General features: G+C 35.9%; 25 protein-coding genes. 10 read left to right on the top strand and 15 right to left on the bottom strand.

Annotated elements, in window-relative coordinates; translation table 11 throughout:
* Positions 1-94: 94 nt before the first annotated feature.
* The 3 genes from R2Q16_RS02365 to R2Q16_RS02355 all read right to left on the bottom strand — a co-directional run bounded on the left by R2Q16_RS02365 (position 95) and on the right by R2Q16_RS02355 (position 3,609).
* Entirely contained in the window at positions 95-595 is a 501-nt protein-coding gene (locus R2Q16_RS02365; protein WP_316734928.1) for a GNAT family N-acetyltransferase, read from the bottom strand.
* A 61-nt stretch (positions 596-656) separates the two neighbouring features.
* On the bottom strand, positions 657-3,086 hold the full coding sequence (locus tag R2Q16_RS02360; protein ID WP_316734927.1) for a TonB-dependent receptor domain-containing protein: 2,430 nt from the start codon (positions 3,084-3,086) through the stop codon (positions 657-659).
* A gap of 166 nt (positions 3,087-3,252) precedes the next feature.
* Positions 3,253-3,609: a helix-turn-helix domain-containing protein gene (locus tag R2Q16_RS02355; RefSeq protein WP_316734926.1), complete on the bottom strand. Its 357-nt coding sequence runs from the start codon at positions 3,607-3,609 to the stop codon at positions 3,253-3,255.
* Between the two features lie 89 nt (positions 3,610-3,698).
* Here R2Q16_RS02355 and R2Q16_RS02350 point away from each other — a divergent pair, with 89 nt between their 5' ends.
* Positions 3,699-4,229 (top strand): NAD(P)H-dependent oxidoreductase, encoded by a 531-nt coding sequence (locus R2Q16_RS02350; RefSeq protein WP_316734925.1) that lies wholly within the window; start codon positions 3,699-3,701, stop codon positions 4,227-4,229.
* Between the two features lie 11 nt (positions 4,230-4,240).
* Here the strand turns inward: R2Q16_RS02350 and R2Q16_RS02345 are convergent, their stop codons facing one another.
* The 9 genes from R2Q16_RS02345 to R2Q16_RS02305 all read right to left on the bottom strand — a co-directional run bounded on the left by R2Q16_RS02345 (position 4,241) and on the right by R2Q16_RS02305 (position 10,125).
* The gene (locus R2Q16_RS02345) at positions 4,241-5,116 is read right to left on the bottom strand and encodes a tetratricopeptide repeat protein (protein WP_316734924.1); all 876 of its coding nucleotides are present in this window, start codon (positions 5,114-5,116) and stop codon (positions 4,241-4,243) included.
* 41 nt (positions 5,117-5,157) lie between these two features.
* A complete protein-coding gene (locus R2Q16_RS02340) occupies positions 5,158-5,508 on the bottom strand; it encodes a nuclear transport factor 2 family protein (protein WP_316734923.1) in 351 nt (116 codons plus the stop codon).
* Between the two features lie 227 nt (positions 5,509-5,735).
* Positions 5,736-6,155, bottom strand: a complete 420-nt coding sequence (locus tag R2Q16_RS02335) for a VOC family protein (RefSeq protein ID WP_316734922.1) — start codon at positions 6,153-6,155, stop codon at positions 5,736-5,738.
* 162 nt (positions 6,156-6,317) lie between these two features.
* Entirely contained in the window at positions 6,318-6,647 is a 330-nt protein-coding gene (locus tag R2Q16_RS02330) for a DMT family transporter (RefSeq protein ID WP_316734921.1), read from the bottom strand.
* A gap of 4 nt (positions 6,648-6,651) precedes the next feature.
* A complete protein-coding gene (locus R2Q16_RS02325) occupies positions 6,652-7,107 on the bottom strand; it encodes a VOC family protein (protein WP_316734920.1) in 456 nt (151 codons plus the stop codon).
* A gap of 41 nt (positions 7,108-7,148) precedes the next feature.
* Complete coding sequence (locus tag R2Q16_RS02320) at positions 7,149-7,760, bottom strand: DUF6506 family protein (RefSeq protein ID WP_316734919.1); 612 nt, start codon at positions 7,758-7,760, stop codon at positions 7,149-7,151.
* 70 nt (positions 7,761-7,830) lie between these two features.
* On the bottom strand, positions 7,831-8,391 hold the full coding sequence (locus tag R2Q16_RS02315; protein ID WP_316734918.1) for a Crp/Fnr family transcriptional regulator: 561 nt from the start codon (positions 8,389-8,391) through the stop codon (positions 7,831-7,833).
* A gap of 137 nt (positions 8,392-8,528) precedes the next feature.
* Positions 8,529-9,203 carry a hypothetical protein gene (locus R2Q16_RS02310; RefSeq protein ID WP_316734917.1) on the bottom strand — a complete coding sequence of 225 codons (675 nt, stop codon included), beginning with the start codon at positions 9,201-9,203 and terminating at the stop codon, positions 8,529-8,531.
* 169 nt (positions 9,204-9,372) lie between these two features.
* Positions 9,373-10,125, bottom strand: coding sequence for a response regulator transcription factor (locus tag R2Q16_RS02305; protein ID WP_316734916.1), 753 nt, complete (start codon positions 10,123-10,125; stop codon positions 9,373-9,375).
* A 118-nt stretch (positions 10,126-10,243) separates the two neighbouring features.
* Here R2Q16_RS02305 and R2Q16_RS02300 point away from each other — a divergent pair, with 118 nt between their 5' ends.
* Positions 10,244-10,891 carry a DUF1349 domain-containing protein gene (locus R2Q16_RS02300; RefSeq protein ID WP_316734915.1) on the top strand — a complete coding sequence of 216 codons (648 nt, stop codon included), beginning with the start codon at positions 10,244-10,246 and terminating at the stop codon, positions 10,889-10,891.
* A 28-nt stretch (positions 10,892-10,919) separates the two neighbouring features.
* Here the strand turns inward: R2Q16_RS02300 and R2Q16_RS02295 are convergent, their stop codons facing one another.
* Positions 10,920-11,507, bottom strand: coding sequence for a hypothetical protein (locus R2Q16_RS02295; protein ID WP_316734914.1), 588 nt, complete (start codon positions 11,505-11,507; stop codon positions 10,920-10,922).
* Between the two features lie 129 nt (positions 11,508-11,636).
* Positions 11,637-12,737, bottom strand: coding sequence for a DNA polymerase IV (gene dinB / locus R2Q16_RS02290; RefSeq protein WP_316734913.1), 1,101 nt, complete (start codon positions 12,735-12,737; stop codon positions 11,637-11,639).
* Positions 12,738-12,800: 63 nt separating this feature from the next.
* On the opposite strand from dinB, the gene R2Q16_RS02285 reads away from it, so the two are divergent.
* A complete protein-coding gene (locus R2Q16_RS02285; protein WP_316734912.1) occupies positions 12,801-13,175 on the top strand; it encodes a DUF6717 family protein in 375 nt (124 codons plus the stop codon).
* A gap of 44 nt (positions 13,176-13,219) precedes the next feature.
* Here R2Q16_RS02285 and R2Q16_RS02280 read toward each other — a convergent pair whose 3' ends face one another.
* Complete coding sequence (locus tag R2Q16_RS02280) at positions 13,220-13,579, bottom strand: response regulator transcription factor (RefSeq protein ID WP_316734911.1); 360 nt, start codon at positions 13,577-13,579, stop codon at positions 13,220-13,222.
* A 262-nt stretch (positions 13,580-13,841) separates the two neighbouring features.
* Between R2Q16_RS02280 and R2Q16_RS02275 the strand changes: the two genes are divergently transcribed.
* The 7 genes from R2Q16_RS02275 to R2Q16_RS02245 all read left to right on the top strand — a co-directional run bounded on the left by R2Q16_RS02275 (position 13,842) and on the right by R2Q16_RS02245 (position 26,197).
* Positions 13,842-14,867 carry a LacI family DNA-binding transcriptional regulator gene (locus R2Q16_RS02275; RefSeq protein ID WP_316734910.1) on the top strand — a complete coding sequence of 342 codons (1,026 nt, stop codon included), beginning with the start codon at positions 13,842-13,844 and terminating at the stop codon, positions 14,865-14,867.
* Positions 14,868-15,290: 423 nt separating this feature from the next.
* Positions 15,291-18,251 carry a SusC/RagA family TonB-linked outer membrane protein gene (locus R2Q16_RS02270; RefSeq protein WP_316734909.1) on the top strand — a complete coding sequence of 987 codons (2,961 nt, stop codon included), beginning with the start codon at positions 15,291-15,293 and terminating at the stop codon, positions 18,249-18,251.
* Positions 18,252-18,264: 13 nt separating this feature from the next.
* Positions 18,265-19,854 carry a RagB/SusD family nutrient uptake outer membrane protein gene (locus R2Q16_RS02265; protein ID WP_316734908.1) on the top strand — a complete coding sequence of 530 codons (1,590 nt, stop codon included), beginning with the start codon at positions 18,265-18,267 and terminating at the stop codon, positions 19,852-19,854.
* A 17-nt stretch (positions 19,855-19,871) separates the two neighbouring features.
* A complete protein-coding gene (locus tag R2Q16_RS02260) occupies positions 19,872-20,906 on the top strand; it encodes a SusE domain-containing protein (protein ID WP_316734907.1) in 1,035 nt (344 codons plus the stop codon).
* A 62-nt stretch (positions 20,907-20,968) separates the two neighbouring features.
* Positions 20,969-22,888: a glycoside hydrolase family 13 protein gene (locus R2Q16_RS02255; RefSeq protein WP_316734906.1), complete on the top strand. Its 1,920-nt coding sequence runs from the start codon at positions 20,969-20,971 to the stop codon at positions 22,886-22,888.
* Between the two features lie 146 nt (positions 22,889-23,034).
* On the top strand, positions 23,035-23,721 hold the full coding sequence (gene pgmB, locus R2Q16_RS02250; RefSeq protein WP_316734905.1) for a beta-phosphoglucomutase: 687 nt from the start codon (positions 23,035-23,037) through the stop codon (positions 23,719-23,721).
* A gap of 157 nt (positions 23,722-23,878) precedes the next feature.
* Entirely contained in the window at positions 23,879-26,197 is a 2,319-nt protein-coding gene (locus R2Q16_RS02245) for a glycoside hydrolase family 65 protein (RefSeq protein WP_316734904.1), read from the top strand.
* Positions 26,198-26,218 lie beyond the last annotated feature (21 nt).

Below are 26,218 nucleotides of genomic sequence, written 5' to 3'. Positions count from 1 at the left end.
AAAAAAACATTGGGATAATATACAAAGATATTTAAATCACTTTTGTTTTAACAAATGCGTAATCTCAAAATTCCAGTTGTTTTTGGAGTAAATATTACAGCAATTTTTGATAACAAAAGAATCTTAATCCAGGTCTTTTGGCAAGGCTAATTTCTCCGCTAAGGCTATAACCCAATTTCGGGAATAATGCATTAGTTGCTTTGTTCTCGGTGTTGGTATCTACGCGAAGAATTTTTATTGCCCGGCTATTTGCTACAATTTCTGCTTGTTGCATTAATGCTTTAGCAATGCCTTTTCCCTGCAAATCAGGGTTTACCGCAAGGCGATGTGTAACGATGGCTTCTTCGGTAATGTCCCAGCCAGCATCTGCATATTCGGGATCCTGGTCGGTTGTAATTGCCGAAAAGCCTGCTATCTTGTTATCTAATTCAGCTACCCATAATTGACCAATTTTAATGTCTGTTTCAAAAACTTCGGGGTTTGGATAATCATCTCCCCATTGAAAATTTCCTGTCGCACGCATCAGCGGAACAACTTTTTTAACCAACTCCATGATTGATGGAACATCTTCTTTGCGTGCTAATCTTATATCCATACGGCAAATATAATAGAATGATTTACCGCTTCAAGTGGTTTAATTCATAAAATTAACCTGATTAGAATTTATAACTATATCCTAATCTGAAAACCTGTGTTTCGTAATAATCTGTGCTCAGCAATCTAAAACCATTCCCCTGGATATCTCTTTTGATGCGAAGTGTATTGAAGATATCATTTGCATTTAGAAACAATTCGCCACTACCTTTTTGAATTTGTTTTTTAATGCCCAAATCTGTTGAAAAGCGGCTTCCAATTCTACCTTGCGGAATAATATCAGGTGCTAAATAGGCCATAGATAATTGTATATCTGTTTTTCCCGGTAGCTTAAATTGTCCGTTTAACTTGCCATTACCAGATACAATAGACTGATAAGGCATTGAATAAAGTGTTGGTACTGGGTATTGGTTTTGAACCTGAAATGCCTGGAACGAATTTTTGTAAGCTGTAGCACTCAGGTTAAAAGAGAACCAAGGTGCAATTTCCTGTTGCAAGAGCAATTCTGCCCCCGTATTGTTACTTCTTCCGGCATTTTGAAAAATGTTATAAATTATAGTATTGCCAGGAACAACTGTTGCAATTCTGGTGATGGTTCCGTTTATTATTTTATGAAATGCAGCGCCGTATAAATAACCTTTATTCCAGCTTGTTTTGTAACCCAATTCAAAGGCATGTGTAAATTGCGGCCTTAAGGTCGGGTTACCAACTTTTAACAATTCAGGTTCATCATATTTAGGGAAAATGCGGATATCTACCTCATTAGGCCTATCTACCCTTTGGTTATAGAAAATACTAAGTTTGTTCTTATCATCGATTTTGTAAGCAAACCTGATGTTTGGAAACGGTCTGAAATAATCATAACCATCGCTTTTATAAGTGTTGTGGTTTGGATTAACCTTATAATTTATATTGGCATACTCCATCCGCAAACCCGCTTCGAGTTCAACTTTTTTACTTTCATAAATGTAATTGGTGTAAGCTGCGGGAATAAGCTCACTATAATCTGCCCAACCGCCTGCATTGGCATCTATTGGAGAATTTAATCCGCGGAAAAACTGCATATCAGTCGGGATGAAACGATTTCTGAATTTAATACCCGCTTCTATTCTTCCGCTTGCCAATGGTTTTACGTAATCAATATTGAAATCTGCAACGTGTTCATCAGACAGTAATTTAAAAGCATCCATTCCGGTAAACGTGGGTAAAATATTAGTGAAATAATACTTTTCATCTTCTCTGTGCCAGGTGTAATTAAAGCCAGCACTTAAGGTATGCCCAGCCTGCGGAAATTTATGCACATAAACTGCAGAACCCGTTGCGGTGTATTTAACCTCGTCTTCTACAAATTGCCATAAACGATTTCTAACAGAAAAATCGCTATTGTAATATGGAATATCGCCTAAATCGCCAATTTTTTCGCGGTTAAAAAAGCCAGAGAAAGTAAAGCTGTTGTGTTCGTTGGGGTTGAAATCGAAACCGCTTTTAATGGTTGTAAAAGTTGTCGTTCTATTTCTTTTTACCTGCTGATTAAGAATTAGGCCATCATCATAAATACGTTGAGAAAATTCGTTTTTATTTAAGGTTTGGGTGTAAAGGTAATCGGCTTGTAGAAAAGTGTTGAACTTGTTTTTTCTGTAGTTTAAAGATAATGATGGGTTTAATTTTGGTGTTGCACTATCCTGGGGTGCAATACCGGGAAAGTTTTCTTTTCTAACCCATAAAGCACCTAAGCCGGTTGCCATTCCTAATTTTCCGTTAAAACCTTCTGCATTATTTTTTTTGTAGATGATGTTAATGATGCCCGCATTTCCGTTCGCATCGTATTTGGAGGAAGGGTTGTTGATAATCTCAATTCGTTCTATTGCCGATGCTGGAATGTTATCCAGTCCGGTTTGACTACCAAAACCCGTAATGGCATTTTGCTTGCCATCAATTAAAACTGCTATTTTATCATTGCCACGAAGCTGTACTTTTCCATCTTGTATGCTAATTCCGGGCAGGTTTTGCATGGCTTGCAAAACAGAACCACCCAACTGACTGGTATTTTTAGATAAATCGTAAGTTTTTTTATCCATTTTACCAGCCAATCCCTCTGTAGCTGCACCCTGGATATTTACCGTTTGAAGGTTTTGGCTATCTTCATTAATTTCAATAACGCCTAAATCCAAATAGGTGCTCAAACTACCAACGGTAATATTTTTTATTATGGTTTGATAACCGACCATACTCACTTGCATGGTATATAAACCGCTTGGAATGTCTTTCAAGGTAAACCGACCTTCTTCATCGCTAATCGTTCCCAAAAACAGTTTATCTTCATTTTGTTTCTTTAAAATTACGTTGGCAAAAGGCAAGGTAGCTTTATCTTTTGCCTCTTTAACCTGACCGGAAATTGAAACTTTCTTTTCCTGGGCAATTAAGTTTTGATTGATTATTAGCAAAAATGCAAAGAGGCAAAATGCTTTAATCGTGACGCTATAGTTTTTCATGTTATAAATGTTATAGCACGAAATTATCAGTCAATTCTGTAGAGAATCTGTATTAAAAAGAGATTAGAACGATGGTTTTAATCTTTAATAGACCTTAAGCCTTGTTGTTTTATTTGCGGGAGCTTGATTTTGCGAGATGGCCAGCTACAGTGTTTATTTTGGGTGATTAAATCAATTTTTTATGTGCTTCGCCCCAAATTTCTAAACCCTTAATAACGGGTTTTAACTCATAGCCAATTTTGGTCAACTCGTATTCTACTTTTGGTGGAACCTCGGCATAAACGGTTCTGGTTATAATTTTATTTTCCTCTAATTTTCGAAGTTGCAGGGTGAGCATTCTTTCGGTTATGTTGGGTAAAAATTTCTTTAATTCTCCGAAGCGGAGTTTACCGTTTAATAGCCATGAGCAAATTACCAAAGCCCATTGTCCGCCAATTAAATGTGCCGCATAAACTTCGGGGCATTCATCAGCTAAAGCTTGTTTGTTGGCAAAATTGGTAGAGGTTTGCTTGATTTCGGTCATTACTTACATTTTTGATAGTACATTACAATTGGTTGCTAATATACATAAACAGCAGTTTAGCCCTTAACTTTGAATCAAAATTTAGAAGTATGAAAACCTTAGTTATTGTAACGCATCCCGATTTAGAAACCTCTGTAATTAATAAAAGATGGGTGGCTGAGTTGAAGAAATATCCGGAACGCTACACCATTCACGATTTGCATCAAACCTATCCAGATGGTCATATTGATGTTTTGAAAGAACAACAATTGGCAGAAAGGTACGATAAGATTGTATTTCAATTTCCGGTGTATTGGTTTAGTTGTCCGGCCTTATTGAAAAAATGGATTGATGAGGTTTTAATACATGGCTGGGCTTACGGTAGTAAAAGCGGTTACAAAGTTTCGGGTAAAAAAGTTGCCTTGGCCATGTCTGTTGGGGTAGATGAATATGAGTATAGGCCTGGCGAAAAATATAAATATACTTTGGAAGAATTAACCCGACCATTTGAACTCTCTTTTGAGTACGTACGGGCAGATTATCAACCGTTTTTTGCCTATTACGGAATTGAATTAAATACTGCAGAAGAATATATCGAAAAAAGTGTAGCACTTTACTTAGCATTTTTAGATGCCTTGTAAAGCGGTAAACTTTACATTTTATATTCGTTTAAAATTTTACTGGCGTTCTCATTCTTCGGGTTTAATTCTAATGATTTTTTGTATGCCTTTAAGCCTTCGTCTTTTTTACCAAGCTTCATCAGGCATTCGCCGTAACTATCAAAAGCATTAAACCCGGTTGGATAAAGTTCGGTGTTGAGTTTGAAAATTTTTAACGCTTCCTGGGTTTTGTTTGCCGACATCAATTGATATCCAAAGCTATTTATGCTGTCTTCAGAAACATCGAATTCGGATTGATTTCCTTTTTTAAGCTCAGTTTTGATAAAGGTAATCGTTGCCTCTATATTAGTTGATTTGGCATTAAAATCTGAAACTGGTATCAGATTCATGCTTCGCTCTTTAGCCTTTTGCTGAGCAAGGGTTTCGACGTTATAGTATTTTCTTTGCTCGTCGGTTATTTTTGTCGTATCAATTTTATAGCGCTCGAATTTTGCATTTTGACCCATTTTTACATATTGAGTGCCATAAATCTGCGGTTGATTTCTTCTCATTAAATCCCTGTCAATTGCTGCTGCCAATAACCATTTGTTTACAGATGGGTCTAATTCAATTGCTTTTCTCATCTGTTTTACAGCCATAGATGAAGCGATAGTATCTCTACCGTGTTGAAAAATCATTGCAGAATTGTAATAATCTTTTCCAGTGATGATTTTGCCATCTTTAATAAATTCGTAAACCTTTTGTTCTCTTAAACTGTCTTGTTTTAATAAGATTTTCCAATCGATTTTGCCTGATAATCTTGCGCTTTGATCTTCATCATACATTTTCTGCAATTCTTCATTATTTTTCGATTGAGCATATACACTCAGAGATAAGAAGGTAAGAACAGTAAAAATAAGTGCTTTCATGATATTGGGTTTAACATTTTATGTTTTTGGACTATTGCTAGTTAAGCTTCTATATCCATTTTTCTTAATAAATTATCTTGCAGTGTGTAAATGTGCTTAACTATTCCATCGAAGATAGCATTGCCACCTAAATCCTTAACAATCTGGTGGACGGTAATTTCTAAAGTTCCATCGCTACGCTCTGTAATGGTAAGTGGCTCTACGTTTGGGTTAATTTCCGACCACTGCCTTGTCCAATATGCTCTTATTCCATCATGTCCGCTTACGTAACCACCTTCAAATGCTTTTGGCCATTGAACTTCGGGGTGCATTGTGGAAAGGGCTAAATCTATGTTCCTGGTGTTAAAAGCCAAGTAAGCTTTTCTAACCAAATCTTCGTATGTAGAAATCATAATTTGTTCAACTTATAATTTGATGGTAGGGTGCAAACGATTAGACGCCTAATTTAGATTAATGTTGCAAATTATTTCCAATAATTTTTATATCATTTCTAAAATATCGATGGCGTTATCCTAATAAAAAAAAGGTAGAAGTTTAGCTTCTACCTTTTAAAATATAGTCGTCTTAAAATCTTTAATCTTGTGTCTTATTGATTAATTTTAAACTCATTAACGTCATGTTATTCAGTTGGTTGTTCTGTTGGGAATTTACTCATATCCATAAAAAAGATTTCCCAGGTATGGCCGTCAAAATCTTCGATGGTTCTTTGTACCATAAAACCATAATCTCTTATTTCATTAGGTTCCGTTCCGCCAGCATTTAGCCCTGCATCAACAATTTTATTTACTTCATCAAGGCTTCCAACAGATAGAGAAAAAAGTCCGGCTAAGCCAGATTTTGTATCTGCTATTGGCTTGGTTGCAAAGGTTGAAAATTTTTCGTGGCTAAGCAGCATTACAAAAATATTATCGCTCCACATCATACATTTTCCGCTATCATCAGAAAATTGAGGATTATTTGTAAATCCTAATGCGGTGTAAAAATCTAAAGATTTTTGAAGGTCTTTAACCGGAAAATTAATAAAAACTTGTTTTGCCATTTTGGTAGGTGTTTTTGGTTTGTTATTAAAGTTATAAATAATGCATTGAATTTGAAAGATAGAGTTGTCTAAGAAATTCATTGCCTTTTTTCCGTAAAAGCGTTATCATCCGTTTCGACCCAAACGGGGGGCAGAAACAAACTAAACAGTCCAATTCATGGATTAATGACCAGCTGATTTTGAAAATATATTAATTACGACAACTCCTATTACGATAAGTAACATTCCCAAAATTGCCGGAGTATCCAGTCTCTGCTTAAATACGGTTACAGAAACAATTGCTGTTAACACAATGCCTAGACCTGCCCAGATAGCGTAAGCAATGCCCAATGGAATGCCTTTGAGCGCCTGCGAGAAGAAATAGAAACAAGCACTAAATGCAAAAACGGTGATAATGCTTGGTATTAATTTTGAAAAACCGTTGGACTTTGCTAAAAAGCTTGAACCTAATACTTCCAAACAAATTGCCAATCCTAAAAATAAATATTTCATAAAACTAATTTGCTTTTTCTGCCAAATCCCATATATACCCAAACGGGTCTTGAATTCGTGCTTTTAAATCGCCCCAAAACTGCATTTCAGGTTCTGTTATAATTTTGGCGCCTTTCTCTTTTTTGATTGCTTCTACCAATGTTTTTACGTTATCCACATACAGGTAAAAAACAAAAGACGACACTTGCCCAGAAGTAATGGGCGCAACTGCTGGAAAATCCCAGTTTTCTTTATTGAGCACAAAATTATTCCCGCGATAGCGAATTCTCGCAAATAATAATTCTTCGTTTTTTTCGTCTTCCAATTCTGATATAGAAACCATTTCCATTACGTTGGTATAAAAATCTATTGCTTTGGCTACATCGGGAACGCTGATGGTGGCAGTTAACCAATTGAGTCCTGGATGTGGATGGTTGCGATGTTCTACATTCTGAAACCATGTTAATTTGTTCTTATGCATCTCTAAATATTATTTATTAAGCTGTTTTTATGTTTACTAATTTAAATTATTGAATTCACTGTAAAACTTCCTATGCCTACTGGAATACGACCATTTACGGCCTCAATTACCTTTGCTGCACCAGCGCTTGTGAAGCCTCCGTAGAGCTCAATCAATCCAAAGCCAGCTTCGGCAAGTTCTTCAGCAACTATTGCCCCGGTTGTTTCATCCGGAACTGGGATAAAGGTGGTATATTGGGGATGAAATGCCTTTTCAAATCGGTCACGGACAGGGTCGCTACCTTCTTCAAGAATGATAAATGCTTCAGGAAGAGGATTCCCATCAAAGAAGGATGCACTGTAAGATGCAGCTAAGGCAAGCGATTCATATCCAAATGTAACGGAGCTCACTTTAGCCCTATTTCCAATAGCAGCTGTAACTTTTGCTCTCCAAATAGGCGAAAGGTAACCACAAAGTTCAATAAGTTCTACACCCTCATCTACAAGCGCTATAGCAGCTGGAAGAGATTCTGAAGCCTCGCCAATGGCTACAATGGTTTGTCTTCCAGAAGCGCTTTCACGTATAAATTTGGTCTCGTTAGGTTTAGCACCATAACCTTCGTAAATAATAGCTTTATTTAAAGGAACTTGTTTTTCTAATTTATTGCTTTGCATATCTTAATTATTTATTGATGCAAAGGTCTAAAGGAATCTGTTGTGTTTTTTTGATGTAGGTCAAAATCGTTTAGCCTTTTCTTATTCGGCTTAAAGTTTCCTGCGTTACACCAACATAAGATGCGATGTGACCTAGATTAATACGATTTAACAAATTTGGATGCTCTTTTATAAGCGATTGATAACGTTCAGGAGCGCTTTCCGTATGTAACGAGGTAATTCTATCTTCAAGAATGACACATACTTCTTCTGCAATTTTCCGTCCGATAAAGTTTAATTCAGGATGTAGTTTATATAATTCTTCCAAATCATCTACAGAAATAGCATAAACTTCTGCATCTTCCAGAAACTGGATATTTTCAGGAGCGGGTCTATTGGCATACATTGGCATTATGGCTCCGAAAATTTGATTTTCTTCCCCAAACCAAACATTAATTTCTTTTTGTTTCCGATGGATGTAAGCCCTGAAAACGCCTCTGTTTAACACAAAGTAGCTTGTTAATACTTGTCCTTCCTTTAAAAAATGGTCATTCTTCTTCTTCAGAAATTTTTTCGTTTTCTGTTCAATGGCTTTTTCAGCAATAGAACTCAAGGGACCATATTTTTTTAGTTGTTGAATAAGTGGGTTCATCTGTCGCGTTAAAAATTATTTGAACTGAAAATTGTTTTCTATGCTGATGCTGTTTTCATTATCTCAATCGAAGCAATCAGCCCGCTTCCCGAAAAGTCGGGACAAGTCTTGGTAAGTCCTTGTTAACAGAAGTTATTTTACTCAGGTTTAATTTCTACAGTTGCTTCATTACTTTCAATTCCTTTTTTAGGGTCTTTTAGTAAAACTAATTTTTTGTCAACATATTTTGTCCAGTCGGCTGAATAATATTGTTTTTGTCCTAAGACACTATCAGGAACGATTTCAAAACTTAAACTTTTTACGGAATTTCCTCCACCAATCGATGTCCCAAAAAAAGTTGAAGGGTTAAAACCAACAAGATTTCTATCAAGATTTTTTCCATCAAGTTGTTCAACGATTGGTCTTGTATATGTTTTATTAAAAGTCCATTCATTTAAGTAACCAATTCCGTTACTATCGATTGTCAAAATATTATCTTTTACATTTGATAAAATGAGGTTAATCTCTCCTTTGTAGCCATTTGGAACTTTAATTGTCAATGTTGGTGAATAAAGTTTATAATGAAAGACTAAAAATGAAAGTGTTGTTGTAATAAATAATATTGTCAAAAACGACCTCTGCTTAAAAATTAATTTTAGAATTCCGGTCAAAATTAAACAGCCAAGTATAATTCCGATTATCATTATTCCACCTAAAAAAAGTCCAGACAAAATCATTCCGCCTGGAATAGTTGACAACTTATAAAGTAAAGTTGTTAAAAGTCCAGTCGATAAAATTCCGAATGCGATTTTTAATTTACGGTCTATTTTCATAATTGCTGGTAACGTCTAAATTTACGCATTGCGCAAATCTAAATTAAATAACTCGCGCAAATATGAAATAGTAAAGCGCTGTAAATTGATTTATTTTTAAAACAATTGCTTATGGTTTTTTTTATGAAGTCAATTATTTTGGCTTTACGAATATTATAAAATTTTCATTCTAAAATAATCCCATTGTTTCGGCTACTTTGCAGGCTTCCAGCGCATTGGTTACGTTAAGTTTATTAAAAATATTTTGCCTGTGTCTGTTGATGGTATTTACGCTCAATAAAAGTTTTTCGGCTATTTCCTTACTTCTGTAACCTTGCTTAATCAGTTTTAGAATTTCTTTTTCTCTTTCGGATATTATATAATTAAGCCTTTCTTCGTCTTGTTCAATTACTTTTCCTGTAAGGGTATTAACAATTGCACCATGCGGAATGCTAAACTCCGAAAGGTTATGTATCAGGTTATATAAACAAAGTGCAAGCCATATACTGCCATCATCTGAACTTGAAATATAAACTAAACGATGCTGTATTAATATATACTTACCTTTTGTATCTTTAATTCTTAGTCGCGTTACAACCTGGTAATTTGTGCGTTCGCTAACCTCAATTTCATTTAGAATTTTAAAAAACTGAAACTCCAACTGGTATTTTTTTTGCAAATCTTCGGGATGTAAGCGGTTTAACAATTCATCTTCCCAAATAGATTTGATTTCAGTCTCTCTGTTTTTTAATCCAATCTTATCTGCCAAAGCACTATAATAAATATAACTCCTTCTTGATTTTAAATCACTTAAAACGCTAATGCAATTTTCTAGCCTACTATACATTTGCGCAATATATTGCGCTTCATTTAATGGCGAATGATTGCTTAACTTACTTTGAAAAGGTTGCGAGAAAAGTTTTATATCGAGGCGATCTCTCATTTATAGTATTGTTATGGTTATTTTTCACCATTGGATGTTCTATTAACGGTCTATAACTTTGCGAACTTACTAAAGTAGAATGGTGATTTTTCAGAATCACAACAACAAATCTTCAATAATGAAAAAAATATTTTTAGCACTTAGTTTAGTTTTGGGTTTAGCCGAACTGAAGGCGCAAACGCTCGAAAAAATGCAATGGTTTAATGAGCCCCCAAAATGGCAAATTAAGGATAACAGTTTAACTATGCAGGTAACGCCTGGCAGCGATTATTGGCGTATTTCGCATTATGGTTTTACGGTTGATGATGCTCCATTTTATTATGCCAATTATGGTGGAGAGTTTGAAGCGAAGGTAAAATTAACCGGAGCTTACAAAGCCCGTTTTGATCAGATGGGTTTAATGATTAGAACAGACCATAAAAACTACATTAAAACCGGTGTTGAGTTTGTGGATGGAAAATTTAATGTAAGTACGGTAGTTACACACGAAAAAAGTGATTGGAGTGTTTTACCATTAGATAAGGTGCCGCCCTTTATTTGGATAAAGGTTGTACGTAGGTTAGATGCAGTGGAGATTTTTTATTCGCTTGATGATAAAAATTACATCATGACCCGTAATGCACCCTTGCAGGATAATGCGCCCGTTCAGGTAGGTTTAATGGCTGCAAGTCCGGATGGTGCGGGTTTTGAAGCTAAGTTTGAAAATTTTTCAGTTAAACATTTGCCTGATCAGCGCAGATTGGAGTGGTTAAAAAATCACCAATAACTAAAATATCTTCTGATAGGAAAATAGATTATGGTTGATAATGCATATTTGGAGCAGGCGCTGTAAATTTCGATACGCCTACAGTTAAATAGCTTAAGTATTCCAGCGAAATAATTAATGCACCTGATAAATATGGTTCGTAATTTTTAGGTTTTACGATGTATAGAATATTACGTTTGCTAAAAAAATGTTCATCGCAAAATAAATTAAACAGGTGAAATCTTCTTTCCAGGTTTTTATCGGCAAGGATAAAGGCTGCGGTTTCACCTGTTGGAATAAAGCCCTCGTATTTTTTATCGTTCAAGCCACCAAACTCGGTGTATTTTTTATTGTAAAGTGGGTTTTTAACTAAAAAAACATCAAAAATTTCAGGGCGGATGTGTGGTGCCAAAGCCAAGAGTAAAACAATTCGTTCTTCTACACTTACGCTGTCACGTTTAAGCACTTCTGCGTAAAACGATTCATCGTTGGTTATATTCGGTGCTTCAATATCGTAAATACTCAGATGTTTGTGTTCTACATTAAAGAATGATTTAATTCTGATATCGATTATTTCCTGGAGCCAGTTAAGTTCCTGTTCTAATGCCTCGGCATTTTTTTTAACCATTACCTTCATAGCACAATTAATTTGGATTTGTTAATATAAGCTTTTTTGAACGGAAATTGATGTTTGGCTGTATAAATAATTGGTTTATTGTGAATTGTCAAATTGAATTTTGCGTTAAATTGATTTTTCGGGTATTTTTCAAAACTCAAACTCCAGTTGATTTCCCGTATCGGTATTGTCCATTAAATCATCGTAAAAACGGGAAACTGTTATCCCTAATAACCTCACTTTTGAAAAACCAATTTCTGCATCTTTAAGTAGAGAAATGGCTTCCTCATAAATATTATCAGTTTTGTAAATGGCTGAACCAAAAGAACGACTTCTAGTAATTTGCTTAAAATCTTCGAATTTTATTTTAAGTGTGATGGTTTTGCCTTTCAATTGTTTTTTTTCAAGTCGATTGGCAACGGTAATGCTAATTTGATTCAATAAGCTGTGCATTATCGAAAGTTCGCTGGTATCAGTTGAAAAGGTATCTTCAGCACCTACAGATTTTGTTTCGCGATGTGGCTGTACCGGGCGTTCATCAATACCGCGAACAATTTTGTAATAGAACTTTCCGGTTTTTCCAAACTGAGCAATTAATTGCGCTTCGCTCAATTTTTTTAAATCGGCCCCATTATTTAATTGCATGGCTTTCATTCTGGCTGCGGTAACTTTACCAACCCCAAAAAACTTTTCTACAGGCAACTTCTCCATAAAAGTTTTAATTTTTGATGGTCCGATAAAAGTTATTCCATCAGGTTTGTTTATGTCTGATGCAATTTTAGCCACAAATTTATTAATGGAAACGCCTGCAGAAGCGGTGAGGTTTAATTCGTTTTTGATGGCATTTTTGATGGATTGAGCAATGTCGATTGCCGAGCCGATGTTCAATTTGTCTTCCGTAACATCAAGGTAAGCTTCATCTAAAGAAAGCGGCTCAATTAAATCTGTATATCTACTAAAAATTTCCCTGATGCTTTTTGAAACGGCGATGTAAGCATCAAACCTTGGGTATACAAAAATTGCTGTTGGACAAAGTTGGTAAGCTTTGCTGCAAGACATGGCCAAGCGGATTCCGAATTGGCGGGCTTCATAACTGGCTGTTGCCACAACCCCACGACTATCGGGTTTGCCTCCTACAACCAAGGGCTTGCCTCTATATTCCGGGAAATCGCGTTGCTCTACCGATGCATAAAAAGCATCCATATCAATATGAATAATTTTCCGAAAGGTGCTTTTGTTCTCTTCCAACATCAATGCGTTAAAAATCGGGTTTTTATATCGAAAATCGATTTAGATTTTTTTTCTTTACAAAGAATGGAAAGAACGATTAGATTTTATAAAAATTCAAAAGGCGAATGGTTTGCCGATATACCAGAGTGGGGTGGAGACCCAGCCGATTTACAAATGGTAGAAGGGGCTGATGCCTTGCTCGATTGGATGGCCGCATCAAAAGATGAATGTAAATTAATATGGGCAGATGAGCACATGCCCAATGCGGAGCAACTTAAACTGGTTTACATTCGTGAAGAAAATTTAGGTGGTGGTGGCGATTATCTATTGGAAAGTTTTAGCGGCAACCAGGTCAATCATAAATTATGGCTTTGCCACGTAACCGAATTTGTTTTTAAGGCTTTGCCAGAATTTATCTATTTTAAAGATATTAAGTCAAGTGAAACTATAGCGAAATAATGAAGCTCGACTTTCAGATTTGTGTAATACAGGATTTAGTAAATTTAATTCAATAAAAAATCAACTTTGTTTAGTAAAGAGTCCATTTCAAAAGGCTTTTCCATAAAATCGTTTGCACCAGCATCTAATGCCGATTGTCTTATATCACGGCTTGCCGATATCATTAAGATTGGAATATTTTTATATTCCGGGTCGCTTTTTAGTTGCTTGCAGATATCTCTTCCATCATGGCCGCTCATCCAGATATCTAAGAGTATTAAATCTGGCCCTTTTTTTACTGCTTCAAGAACCGCACCTCCATCATAGGTAAAATCTACATCATAACCCATCACTTCTAATATCATTGAAACTGCATCGACGATGCCCTCATCATCGTCTGCAATAAGAATTTTTTTAGTTTCCATTAATTTATTCAAGTAGTTGTATCTGCATCTTATCAGATTTAGTTGAAATTCTAATACAGTATTAATACTTGATGTATGTGTTTTGTTTTAATTAAAAAATATTTTTCTGGTTTATTCGATTTATGCGGCCTAATGTATGTTTTTATTTACAATTTCAGCAGGTTTTGCTAAATATTTGATTTTATAGAAATACGACGTTTTAGTATTTTAATATTTTATATTTACAGCAGAATTTTTACAATGGTAAGGTTTGTTAACCACAATGGATAGTATTAATATAAAGAAACTAGCTGAAGCATTAAATTTATCTACCTCTACAATTTCAAGGGCATTTAGAGATAATAGTGATATTAGTGTGGCTACCAAGGCACTTATATTGGATAAAGCTAAGGAATTAAACTATCAACCAAATCATTACGCTAGCAATCTTCGCGAGCAAAAAAGTAAAACCATTGCTGTAATTGTTCCCGAGTTAGCAAACAACTATTTCTCGCAAGCCATTCATGGAATTGAACGTGTTGCCCGCGAAAACGGCTATCATATTTTAATTTATGTAACGGATGATGATTTTAAAAAGGAAGTTAATTTCATCAATCACTTGCACAATGGCAGGGCAGATGGCATCATCATGTCGGTTTCTGGTGAAGCAAACGACCATAATTATTTAAATAAATTTGGCGCTAAACGTTTACCATTAGTATTTTTTGATAGGATTTATGAAGATATCGAAACGCCTCGTGTAATTACGAACGATTATAACAGTAGTTTTCTGGCTACTGAACATTTAATAGAGCAAGGTTGTAAAAGAATTGGCTATTTAGTGGTGAATAAAAGTTTATCCATTGGTAAAACCCGTATGCAGGGGTATATTGATGCCTTGGCTAAGCACAATCTAAAATTCGATGAACAATTAATTGTTGATTGTAGTAACAGTTACGAAGAAAACAGCGTAATTATTAAAGATGCATTAACACAATTAAAACCCGATGGTATTTTTACGTCGGTAGAGCGTTTGGCATTTGCAAGTTACTACGCTTGCTACGATTTGAATATTTCGATACCAAATGATTTAAAAGTGATTAGTTTCTCCAGCCTTGAAATTGCCCCACTCTTAAATCCATCTTTAACTACGATAACCCAACCAGCCACTGAAATTGGGATGGAAGCAGCCAAAATGCTTTTTAAAATTTTAGATGAAAACGGCAGTAAAAACAGTTCCCTTGAAGTGGTTTTACAGTCGAAAATTATCATGCGAAATTCGACCTCTAATTCGCCTAAAAAACACTAGAAAATCTATTGTATTTTACCCCTGTTTTTTGATAAAAAAATTCTTCACTTAGTGTATTTTACGCAGAATTTCGATTGTATTTCGGGAACGTTCCCGATAATTATTCCGAATTGTGTTGAAAATAGCCGGGAACGTTCCCGAAAACAGTGTGAAAAAACACTTAGTGTAAAAATTACACTTTAAAATCGTTTTATAAATTTTTAATAATCTGATTATTAGTTGTTTAAAAATTGTATAATTCAATTTATTAGAATTTATAATTTGAAAAAATGATGTTTTTTTAATTAAAATTTAACCTCTTATTGTCTGATAAAATATATTTTTTAAATAAATTTTGAATTCTGATTTAGTGCTGTAAATTAGTCGGGTGTGTAAATCACAATAATATTTAACCAAATTTTTATACTTAAAAGAGCTTCGAATATGAAAGTATTTTACCTGTTAAAACAGGGGCTTTTGATGCTGTTTGTTTTATCAGCATTAATCGTAAAAGCACAAACCGGATCAATTTCTGGTAAGGTGCTTGATGAAACTGGCCAACCATTACCTGGTGCTTCTATTTTAGTTAAAGGAACTACAAGAAGTACTTCGACTGATGCAGATGGTAATTTTAAATTGTCGGCTTTATCAACAGGTTCGCTAACCTTATCTGCAAGTTTTGTAGGTTATCAAACCATGGATAAAGCAGTAAGTGTTGCGGCAAACTCAACTGTAAGTTTCCAGTTGGTGCCAGATGCACAAAAATTAAATGAAGTGGTTGTTATCGGTTACGGTACAGCCGAAAAGAAAAACTTAACCGGTTCTATAACAACTGTAAGTTCGAAAGATTTCCAAAAAGGTACCATTACAACCCCTGAGCAATTAATTCAAGGTAAGGTTGCAGGTGTTAACATCATTTCTGGTGGTGGTAATCCCGGTGGTGGTAGCACAATCCGTGTACGTGGTGGTGCTTCATTAAACGCAAGTAACGATCCTTTAATCGTTGTGGATGGTGTTCCTTTCAGTGGAAATGGTATTGGCAATGCGCCAAGTCCACTTTCTTTAATCAACCCAAATGATATTGAAACTTTTACCGTTTTAAAAGATGCGAATGCAACTGCTATTTACGGTTCGAGAGCATCTAATGGTGTAATTTTAATTACAACGAAAAAAGGTGCTTCAGGTGCGCCAGTGATTAACTTCAATACAAACAACTCGATTGGTACAGTCGCTAAAAAAGTAGATGTATTATCAGCTGATGAAGTTCGTGCATATGTGAATGCAAACGGTAGTGCTGCTCAAAAAGCTTTATTAGGTAATGCAAGTACGGATTGGCAAGATGTAATTTACAGAACAGCTTTTACAACAGACAATAATTTAAGTATTGCAGGTTCTTTTAAAGGCGTTCCTTACCGCGTTTCAGCGGGCTATTTAGATCAGCAAGGTGTTGTTATCAGAAGTGATTTAAAAAGAGCAACCGGAGGTTTTACATTATCTCCTAAATTATTTCAAGATCATTTAAAAATCGATTTAAGCTTAAAAGGTACTTTAACCGAATCGCAGTTTCCGAATGATGGTGCTATTGGTAGTGCAATTCAGTTTGACCCAACTAAGCCTGTTTATGCTCCAAACCAATTCGGTGGTTACTATGAGTGGATTAATGGAACCGTTCCAAATCCAAATGCGCCACGTAACCCTTTAGCTTTAATTGAGCAACAAGATAATCATGGTAATGCAGCAAGAAGTTTTGGTAATGCCAGATTTGATTACTCTTTCCATTTTCTACCTGAATTACACGCTAACTTAAACTTAGGTTACGATGTATCTAAAGGTTATGGTTACACAAGAGTGCCAATTATTGCGGCTCAAAGTGCTTCAACCAACGGCTCATACCAAAACAGAAAAAATACAGAGCACAATAAATTCTCTGAATTCTATTTAAACTACGCTAAAAATGTAGAAAGCATTAACAGTAGATTTGATGTAACGGCGGGTTATGGTTATTATGATAACTCGGCTACAGGTTTTAACTATACTTCTTATAAAGGTACGGGCGAAGCTTTAGTCACTCCGGTATTTCCTTTCTCTGTTGAGCGTCAAAAATTATTATCATACTACGGAAGATTTGTTTACACCTTAGCTGATAAATATATCTTATCTGGTACAATGCGTGCTGATGCTTCTTCGAGATTCTCGGAAGAAAACCGTTGGGGTTATTTCCCATCAGCAGGTTTTACCTGGAGGGTTATTGGTGAAGATTTCTTAAAAGACAGCAAAGTAGTTTCTGACTTAAAATTAAGATTAAGTTATGGTGAAACCGGAAATAAAGACGGTGAGACCATTGGTAACTACAATTACTTATCAAGATACTACGCTAATACAAATACTGGTCAATACCAGGTTGGAAATACTTTTTATAACTATTTCAGTCCTGCAGGTTACGATCCAGATATGAAATGGGAAACCACAACGACCTATAATGCAGGTTTGGATTATGGTTTCTTAAAGGGTAGATTATACGGTAGTGTTGATGCTTATTTCAAGAAAACTAAAGATTTGTTAAGTACCATTAACATCCCGGTAGGTACAAACTTTACCAACTTATTAACGACTAATGTTGGTAATATGGAAGTTAAAGGTATTGAGGCGAGCTTAAATTTTGTTGCCATTCAAAAGGAAAATATCACCTGGGATTTAGGTTTCAATATGGCTTACAACAAAAGAAAGATTACGAATTTAACCTTAAACCCTGATGCTGGTTCAAAAGTTTCGGCGGGAGATATTACTGGTGGTACTGGTGTAACACTTAAATACAATGCAGTAAACCAGGTTCCAAGTGCATTCTTTGTTTACAAACAAGTTTACAATGCTAATGGCGTGCCTTTAGAAGGTGTTTATGAAGATTTAAATAAAGACGGTGTAATTAACACCAGCGATCAATATTTTTATAAGTCACCAGATCCGAATTTTACTTTCGGTTTCAATACTTCATTTACTTATAAAAAATGGACTTTCAACACTGTTTTGAGAGCGAACCTTGGTAACTACATTTATGACAACGTTTCTTCAAACTTCGGTATCAGAAATAACGTTTTAAGTACACAAGGTATTATTAACAATTCTGGAAGAGATATCTATAATACGAACTTCCAAACCAGCCAATACTTAAGCGATTATTACATCAAAAATGCTTCATTCTTAAAAATGGATAACGTTGGTTTAACTTATAATGTGGGTAAACTTTCTGCAAACGGAAATACAACTATGCGTATTTCGGCAAACTGCCAGAATGTGTTTGTCGTATCTGAGTATAAAGGTGTAGATCCAGAGTCGGTTTCAGGTATTGATTATAATTTTTACCCTAGACCAAGAACATTCACTTTAGGTTTAAATGTTGGTTTTTAAATAAAAGATTAAGATGAAAAATTCATTTAAAATATTATTAGCATCGGGCGCTTTACTGCTTTCTTTAAATTCTTGTAAGAAAGATGCTTTAAATTTAAAGCCAACTAACGATGCAACTGCTGATGTTGTTTATGCAACGCCAGCGGGTTATAAAAATAGCTTGGTTAAATTATATGCTACCTATTCGTTAACCAGTCCTTCTGGTTCTGATAATAGTGATGTAGGTGGTTTAAACTCAGGTTTTGCAGATTTTTTAAGGTTGTTCTGGACTTCTCAGGAATTAACAACTGATGAGGCGATTTGTGCCTGGGGCGATACCGGTATTCCTGAATTGGATTACTCTACACCAAGTGTTGATAATCAATTTTTAAGAGGTTTATATTCAAGAAGTATTCTTCAAATTACATTTGTAAATGAGTTTCTTCGCGAAAGCACACCAGAGAAATTAGCAAGCCGTAACATTACGGGTGCTGATGCAACTGCAATTACAAAATACCGTTCAGAAGCTCGTTTTTTACGTGCTTATCAATATTGGGTATTAATGGATGCTTTTGGTAATCCGCCTTTCGTAACTGAAAATGATGCAATTGGTAAGGTTCCACCTCAGCAAATTCAGAGAGCAGCTTTATTCAACTATGTAGAATCTGAATTAAAAGCAATTGAAACTGATTTGCCTGAACCTCGTGCTAACGAATACGGTCGTGCAGATAAAGGTGCTGCTTGGGCATTACTTGCCAGAGTTTACTTAAACGCACAAATTTATGCGGGTACTGCAAAATATACTGAAGCCATTACTTATTCGAGTAAAGTTATCAATGGTGGTTACCAGTTGAAACAAAATTACATGGATTTATTCAGAACGGATAATAATGTAAATAACTTAGAAACTATTTTAAGCATTAATTACGATGGTGTTAACGGTACAAATTATGGAGGAACAACTTTCTTAATTAATGCCGGTATCAATGGTGATATGAGTCCTGCTACTTATGGCGTTCCGAATGGTGGTTGGGGTGGTAACAGAACCCGTGCTAATTTGCCAGCTTTATTTCCAGATGCTAACGGAACTTTAGATAAACGTGGTGCTTTCTTTGGTACAAAAAATACGATTGATGATATTGGTGTATTTACCGATGGATTACGCGTAACCAAGTTCAAAAATGTTTCTTCTACTGGTGCAATGGGTGCTTCTTTAAACGGAACATTCAGTTCATTAGATTTTCCAATCTTCCGTTTGGCTGAACAGTATTTAATTTATGGTGAAGCAGTATCTCGCGGTGGAACCGGAGGTTCAACTGCACTAGCGCTAACTTATGTAAATGCATTGCGTTTCAGGGCTTATGGAAATACGTCAGGTAATGTTTCAGCCGCTGCGTTAACTACAGATTTCTTCTTAGATGAACGTGGTCGTGAATTATATTGGGAAGGTCACCGCCGTACAGATTTAGTACGTTACGGAAAATATACAGGCAGTACTTATTTATGGCAGTTTAAAGGAGGTGTAAAAGCTGGTGCTACATTACCTGCATACCGTAATTTATATCCGCTTCCAACAGCAGATTTAATTGCAAATCCAAATCTGAAACAAAATACAGGTTATTAATCTTGAGATTTAAAGATATGAAATCAATGTTTTATAAATCCTTAGCGCTTTGTTTTATAACCTTGTCGCTTTGGTCATGTAAAAAAGATGAAACTAGAACAGTTTCTAATGTTGGTGCGGCAGGCACGCTTGCAGCATCGGCAACCACATTAAATTTAGTTCAAACGAACGCTTCATTGGCGGCATTAACACTTAGCTATCCACTAGCAACATCAACAGGTTATGTTGTGCCAGTAAGTTCAACATTGCAGTTTGGCTTAAAAGGTACAAACTTCGCAACGCCTACAGAAGTTGTGGTAACAAGTGCAACTTATGCGCCAACGGTTACTCAATTCAACAATATGCTTTTGGCTTTAGGTGCCAAAGTTGGAATTCCTGCACAAATCGAAGTCAGATTAAAATCAGGTGCAGCCATTAACGATTTAACTTATTCAAATGTTATTACTGTAAACGCAACACCATATTTAGCCTCAGCATGGATTTATGTTCCTGGTGCATACCAAGGTTGGAATCCATCAACTGCTGATAGTTTGATTTCTAAATCGAGCGATGGCGTTTATACTGGTATGATTGCTTACACTGCTGGTAATTTAGAATTTAAAATTACGCCGGCTAAGAAATGGGATATTGCTTTTGGCGATGCGGGCGCTGGTAAAATCAGTTCAAGCGCTGGTGATAATTTAAAATCTCCGGATGCAATTGTAAAACAGGTAACTGTTGATTTAAACAAAAATACTATCGTTTTCAGTACACCAAACGAGTGGAGTTTAATTGGTGATGCAACTCCAGGTGGCTGGAATAATGATACCGATATGAAAGTTACAAATGATGGCAAAAACCTTGTTTATACCTTAAAAACAAATCTGACTGTCGGAGAGTTCAAATTCCGTTTTGCTCATGATTGGGGTGTAAATTTAGGCGGTGGCGCTACGCTTACCACTGGTGGTGACAATATCAAGGTTACAACCGCAGGTACTTATACCATTACACTAACAGTTGTAAAAACTGCTGATAAAGTAACAGGAGGTTCTTATACCATAGTTAAAAACTAATTCTTATTATTCGCCCCGTAGTAAGATAACTACGGGGCTTTTTAATCTTTTAAAGTCTCAACATGTTCAGAATCCTTAAACAAATATTTCGCTCCCAAGTATATAATGTTCAGACTAACTTAAAGCAAGCCGCTGGTTTAAAGCTATTTTCCGTTTGCTTTTTAATCACCTTATCCAGTACCCATTTATCTGCTCAAAAATTAGAGCGCATCGAACCTATGTTTTGGTTCTCGGGGATGAAAAACCCTAAATTACAGTTACTTGTTCATGGCGATAATATCGCAGCAAGTAACCTAAGCCTATCTTATCCAGGTGTAAAACTGGTTAAGGTTAACAAAGTTGAAAATCCAAATTACCTGTTTGTCGATTTAGAAGTTTCTCCTTCAGCCAAAGCAGGTAAATTCCCTATAAATTTTTCTGCCAATGGCAAAAAACTATTCTCCTACACTTACGAATTAAAAAACCGAGATAAAAATCCGAATAGAATTCAGGCGGTAACGCAAAAGGATTTTATTTATTTATTGATGCCGGACCGTTTTTCTAACGGCGATAAAAGTAATGATGTTGTACAAGGTTTAACCGAAACTGCATTAAACCGCGACAGTATGTATTACCGTCACGGCGGCGATATTCAGGGTGTAATTAATCATTTGGATTATTTAAAAGATTTAGGGGTTACCACCGTTTGGATGACTCCTGAAATAGAGAATGATATGCCGCAAGCTTCTTATCATGGCTATGCTGCAACTGACCACTATAAAATAGACCCTCGTTACGGAACAAACGAATTATTTAAAAAATATGTAGAAACTGCTCATGCAAAAGGCATGAAAGTTATTAAAGATATTGTTCATAATCACATTGGCACCGGTCATTGGTTCTTTAAAGATTTACCGATGAAAAGTTGGGTGCATCAATGGCCAAAATATACACAAACCAGTTACCGCGACCAAACGGTGATGGATACACACGCTTCAGCAGCAGATAGAAAAAAAATGTTGGATGGTTGGTTTGTGCCTTCAATGCCTGATTTGAACCAAAAAAATCCTTACGTTCAGAATTACTTGACGCAAAATCACATCTGGTGGATTGAATATGCAGGGATCGACGGATTGCGTTTAGACACATATCCCTATAACGACCCTGAATACATGGCCGATTGGGCGCTTAAGTTAAAGGCTGAATTTCCAACTCTATCGGTATTTGGAGAAACCTTTGTGTCTGGAGTGGCAAATCAAGCTTATTTCACACAAGGAAATACCGTTAACCGCGGCTTTGATACACATTTACCAGGCGTTACAGATATGGCTGTGAAAGAAGGGATTTATGAAGCACTAAATGGGAAAAATGGCTGGACAGATGGCATCAATCGTTTGTATGATGTCGTTGCACACGATTTTCTCTATCAAGACCCAACATTAAACTGTATCGCTTTAGATAATCATGATATGAGTCGCTTTTATTCTGTTGTGAATGAAGATTTCGATAAATACAAAATGGGTATGGCGCTTTTGCTAACCATGCGTGGCATCCCTCAAATGTATTACGGAACGGAAATTTTGATGAAAAATTTCTCTAATCCAGATGGTTTGGTTCGTTCTGATTTTCCTGGCGGATGGGAAGGTGATAAAAAAGACAAGTTCATCGCCGATGGCAGAACAAATAAAGAAAACGAGGCTTTTAATTACGTTAAAACACTTGCTAATTATCGTAAAAGCAGTGCTGCTTTGCAAAGTAGAAAATTAATGCAATTTGTTCCGGAGGATGATGTTTATGTTTATTTTCGCTATAACAAAACCGCAAAAGGAACGGTAATGGTTATCTCTAATAATACAGAAAAGGAAAAAACTTTAGCTACGGAAAGATTTGCAGAACGTACCGCAGGAATTTCAACCGCTAAAAACATTATAACTAATGAAGTTGTATCGATTAAGGAAATTAAAGTTCCTGCAAAAACAACTTTGGTTTTAGAATTAAATTAATGTTCGATTTGTCCATTTGCGAACAAATTTAAAATTGATTAAAATTTAATTATTTCATAATAAGCGATTTGCAAGTGTTTAATCATTTGGCATCACTTTCGTTCAACTAAAGCGATGAAATTATTAAGCAAAATAAAATTTATACAATGCTAGAAACACATACAAATTCTAACTCGGTAATCACTACTAAAATTAAAGCCTGTCTATTCGATTTAGATGGGGTTTTAGTAGATACCGCAGTTTACCATTACAAAGCCTGGAAACGTTTGGCTAATACAATGGATTTCGATTTCACTGAAGAACAGAATGAGCAATTGAAAGGCGTGAGTCGTGTAGAAAGTTTGAATAAAATTCTGGCATGGGGCAATGTAGAAAAAACCGATGCAGAAAAAGAGGAACTGGCGACTTTGAAAAACAGCTGGTACGTTGATATGATTACCAAAATGACACCTGCCGAGGTTTTGCCCGGAACGGTTGATTTCTTAAATGAGATACACCAAGCAGGTTATAAATTGGCTTTAGGTTCGGCAAGTAAGAACTCGGGAATCATTTTGGAACGTACTAATCTGGCTCATTTTTTTGATGAAATTGTAGATGGAAATATGGTTACCAAATCAAAACCCGACCCGGAAGTCTTTCTTAAAGGAGCAGAGTTGTTAGGTTTTAAACCCGAAGAATGTGTGGTTTTTGAAGATGCTGTAGCTGGTGTTGAAGCCGCAAAACGTGGCGGAATGAAAGCCATTGGTATAGGCGAAAAAAGTGTACTTACCGATGCAGATATTGTAGTAAGTGGATTAGATAAATTAACGGTTAAGGATTTAAAGGAATTGTAAAAAAGTATCAGGTATTGAGTATCAAGTATCAAGTCGAGGTTATTAGAATACCTGTTGGTCTTGGTTCTTAGAACTAAATACTTGCTACTTAAATAAGATTATAGAATATGGTTGAGCTCAGGTCTTGATACCTGATACTAACGACTTGATACTAATTATGAAGAATTACATTAAAGCGGATGAGTGGAACATTATCGAAGAAGGCTTTGATCCACATTTAAATAAAATTTCGGAAAGTATTTTCAGTTTGGGCAATGGCCGAATGGGTCAGCGTGCCAATTTTGAAGAAACTTATACTGGCGAAACTTTGCCAGGTAATTATGTTGCAGGGGTTTATTATCCAGATAAAACCCGCGTAGGCTGGTGGAAAAATGGATACCCTGAATATTTTGCCAAAGTTTTAAATGCGGCAAATTGGGTAGGTATTGAAGTAAAAATTGATGATGAAATCCTTGATTTAGCAACCGCAGAAGTAAGCGATTTTAAACGTGTGCTGAATATGCATGCCGGTGTTTTGGAGCGTACTTTTACCGCAAAATTAAAAAGTGGTAAAACTGTAAAAGTAAAAGCTACTCGTTTTTGCAGCATAGCTGATGATGAAGTTGGTGCAATCCGCTACGGCATCACAGCCGTAGATTTTGATGGTAAACTAACGTTAACGCCATTTATTGATGGTGATGTTAAAAATCAGGATAGTAACTACGATGAAAAATTCTGGGATATGGTTTCTGATGAAATCAACGGAACAGAAGCTTATATCAAACTAAGAACAAAGAAAACCGAGTTTGAAGTTTGCACCGGAAGCCACATCGAATTGTATAAAAACTCTGAGAAAGTAACGATTGAAACGGAAGATGTTCGTAAAGAAAAATTCGTTGGGCAAACTTTTTCTGTTGATGTGAAAGCGAATGAGGAAATCACTTTGGTTAAAATCGCTGCTAATTTATCTTCTGAGAATTATCCAAAAGAATCACTTTTAAAAGAAGCTAAAGCCATTATCGCGAAAGCTAAAGAAAAAGGGTTCGATACGTTATTAGAAGAACAAACAGAGGCTTGGGCGACTAAATGGGAAGAAAGCGATATCGTAATTGAGGGCGATGTTTCGGCTCAACAAGCTATCCGTTTCAATATTTTTCAATTGTTTCAAACTTATACAGGTAAAGATGACAGGCTGAATATTGGTCCGAAGGGATTTACTGGTGAAAAATATGGCGGTTCTACCTATTGGGATACTGAAGCGTATTGCGTGCCATTTTACTTGGCTACAGCTCCGCAGGAAGTGAGCAAAAACTTATTGGTTTATCGCCACAAGCAATTAGGTAAAGCCATCGAAAATGCAGCCAAATTAGGTTTCAAAGATGGCGCAGCTTTATATCCGATGGTTACGATGAATGGCGAAGAATGCCACAATGAGTGGGAAATTACCTTTGAGGAAATCCACCGTAATGGTGCCATTGCTTTTGCGATTTACAATTACATCCGTTACACGGGCGATGAAAGTTATTTGTCAGATTTCGGTTTAGAAGTGCTCATCGCCATTGCCCGTTTCTGGAAACAGCGTGTAAACTGGAGCGGCGAAAAACAGCAATATGTTATGTTGGGTGTTACTGGTCCGAATGAATACGAAAACAATGTTAACAACAACTGGTACACCAATTTATTAGCCGCCTGGTGCATGAAATATGCAACTCAAGCTGCGGAGATTGTTAAAAATCAACAGCCAGAAAAATACGATAGTTTATTAAAAAGCATAAATTTTGATGCAAAAGAATTTGCAGATTGGGCAGATATCATTGAAAAAATGTATTATCCTGAAGATAAAAATTTAGGTATTTTCTTACAGCAGGATGGTTATTTAGATAAAGAGCAAACTTTGGTAAAAGATTTACCTGCAAGCGAAAGACCGATTAATCAGAAATGGAGTTGGGATAGAATTTTGCGTTCGCCTTTTATTAAACAAGCTGATGTTTTACAAGGATTATATTTCTTCGAAGAGGATTACGACCTGGAAACCATCAGAAGAAACTTCGATTTCTATGAACCACGCACCGTTCACGAAAGTTCTTTATCGCCTTGCGTACACAGCATTTTAGCGGCAAAATTAAACGATGAAGCTCGTGCTTACGAATTTTATTTACGTACTGCCCGTTTAGATTTGGATGATTACAACAACGATACTGAAGATGGTTTACACATCACATCGATGGCCGGAACCTGGATGAGTGTTGTAGAAGGTTTTGCGGGTATGCGTGTTCGCGATGGTAAATTGCAGTTCAATCCATTTTTACCTACACAATGGAAATCATTTGCATTTACAATTGGTTTCAGAGTTGCAACCTTGAAGATTAACATTACCGAAAACGGCATTAACATTAAAAATAATAACGATGTTGATTTAGAAATCGGAATCAGAAATCATGTTTACAAATTAGCAGGAAACGCTGAAATTGAAGTGAATAACGCAGAGTTAGTATGATTTTAGTCGTAAAACGTAAAA

The sequence above is a fragment of the Pedobacter aquatilis genome, from assembly GCF_032678425.1.
Lineage (GTDB): Bacteria > Bacteroidota > Bacteroidia > Sphingobacteriales > Sphingobacteriaceae > Pedobacter > Pedobacter aquatilis_B.
This window is presented reverse-complemented; position numbering and strand designations above follow the sequence as displayed.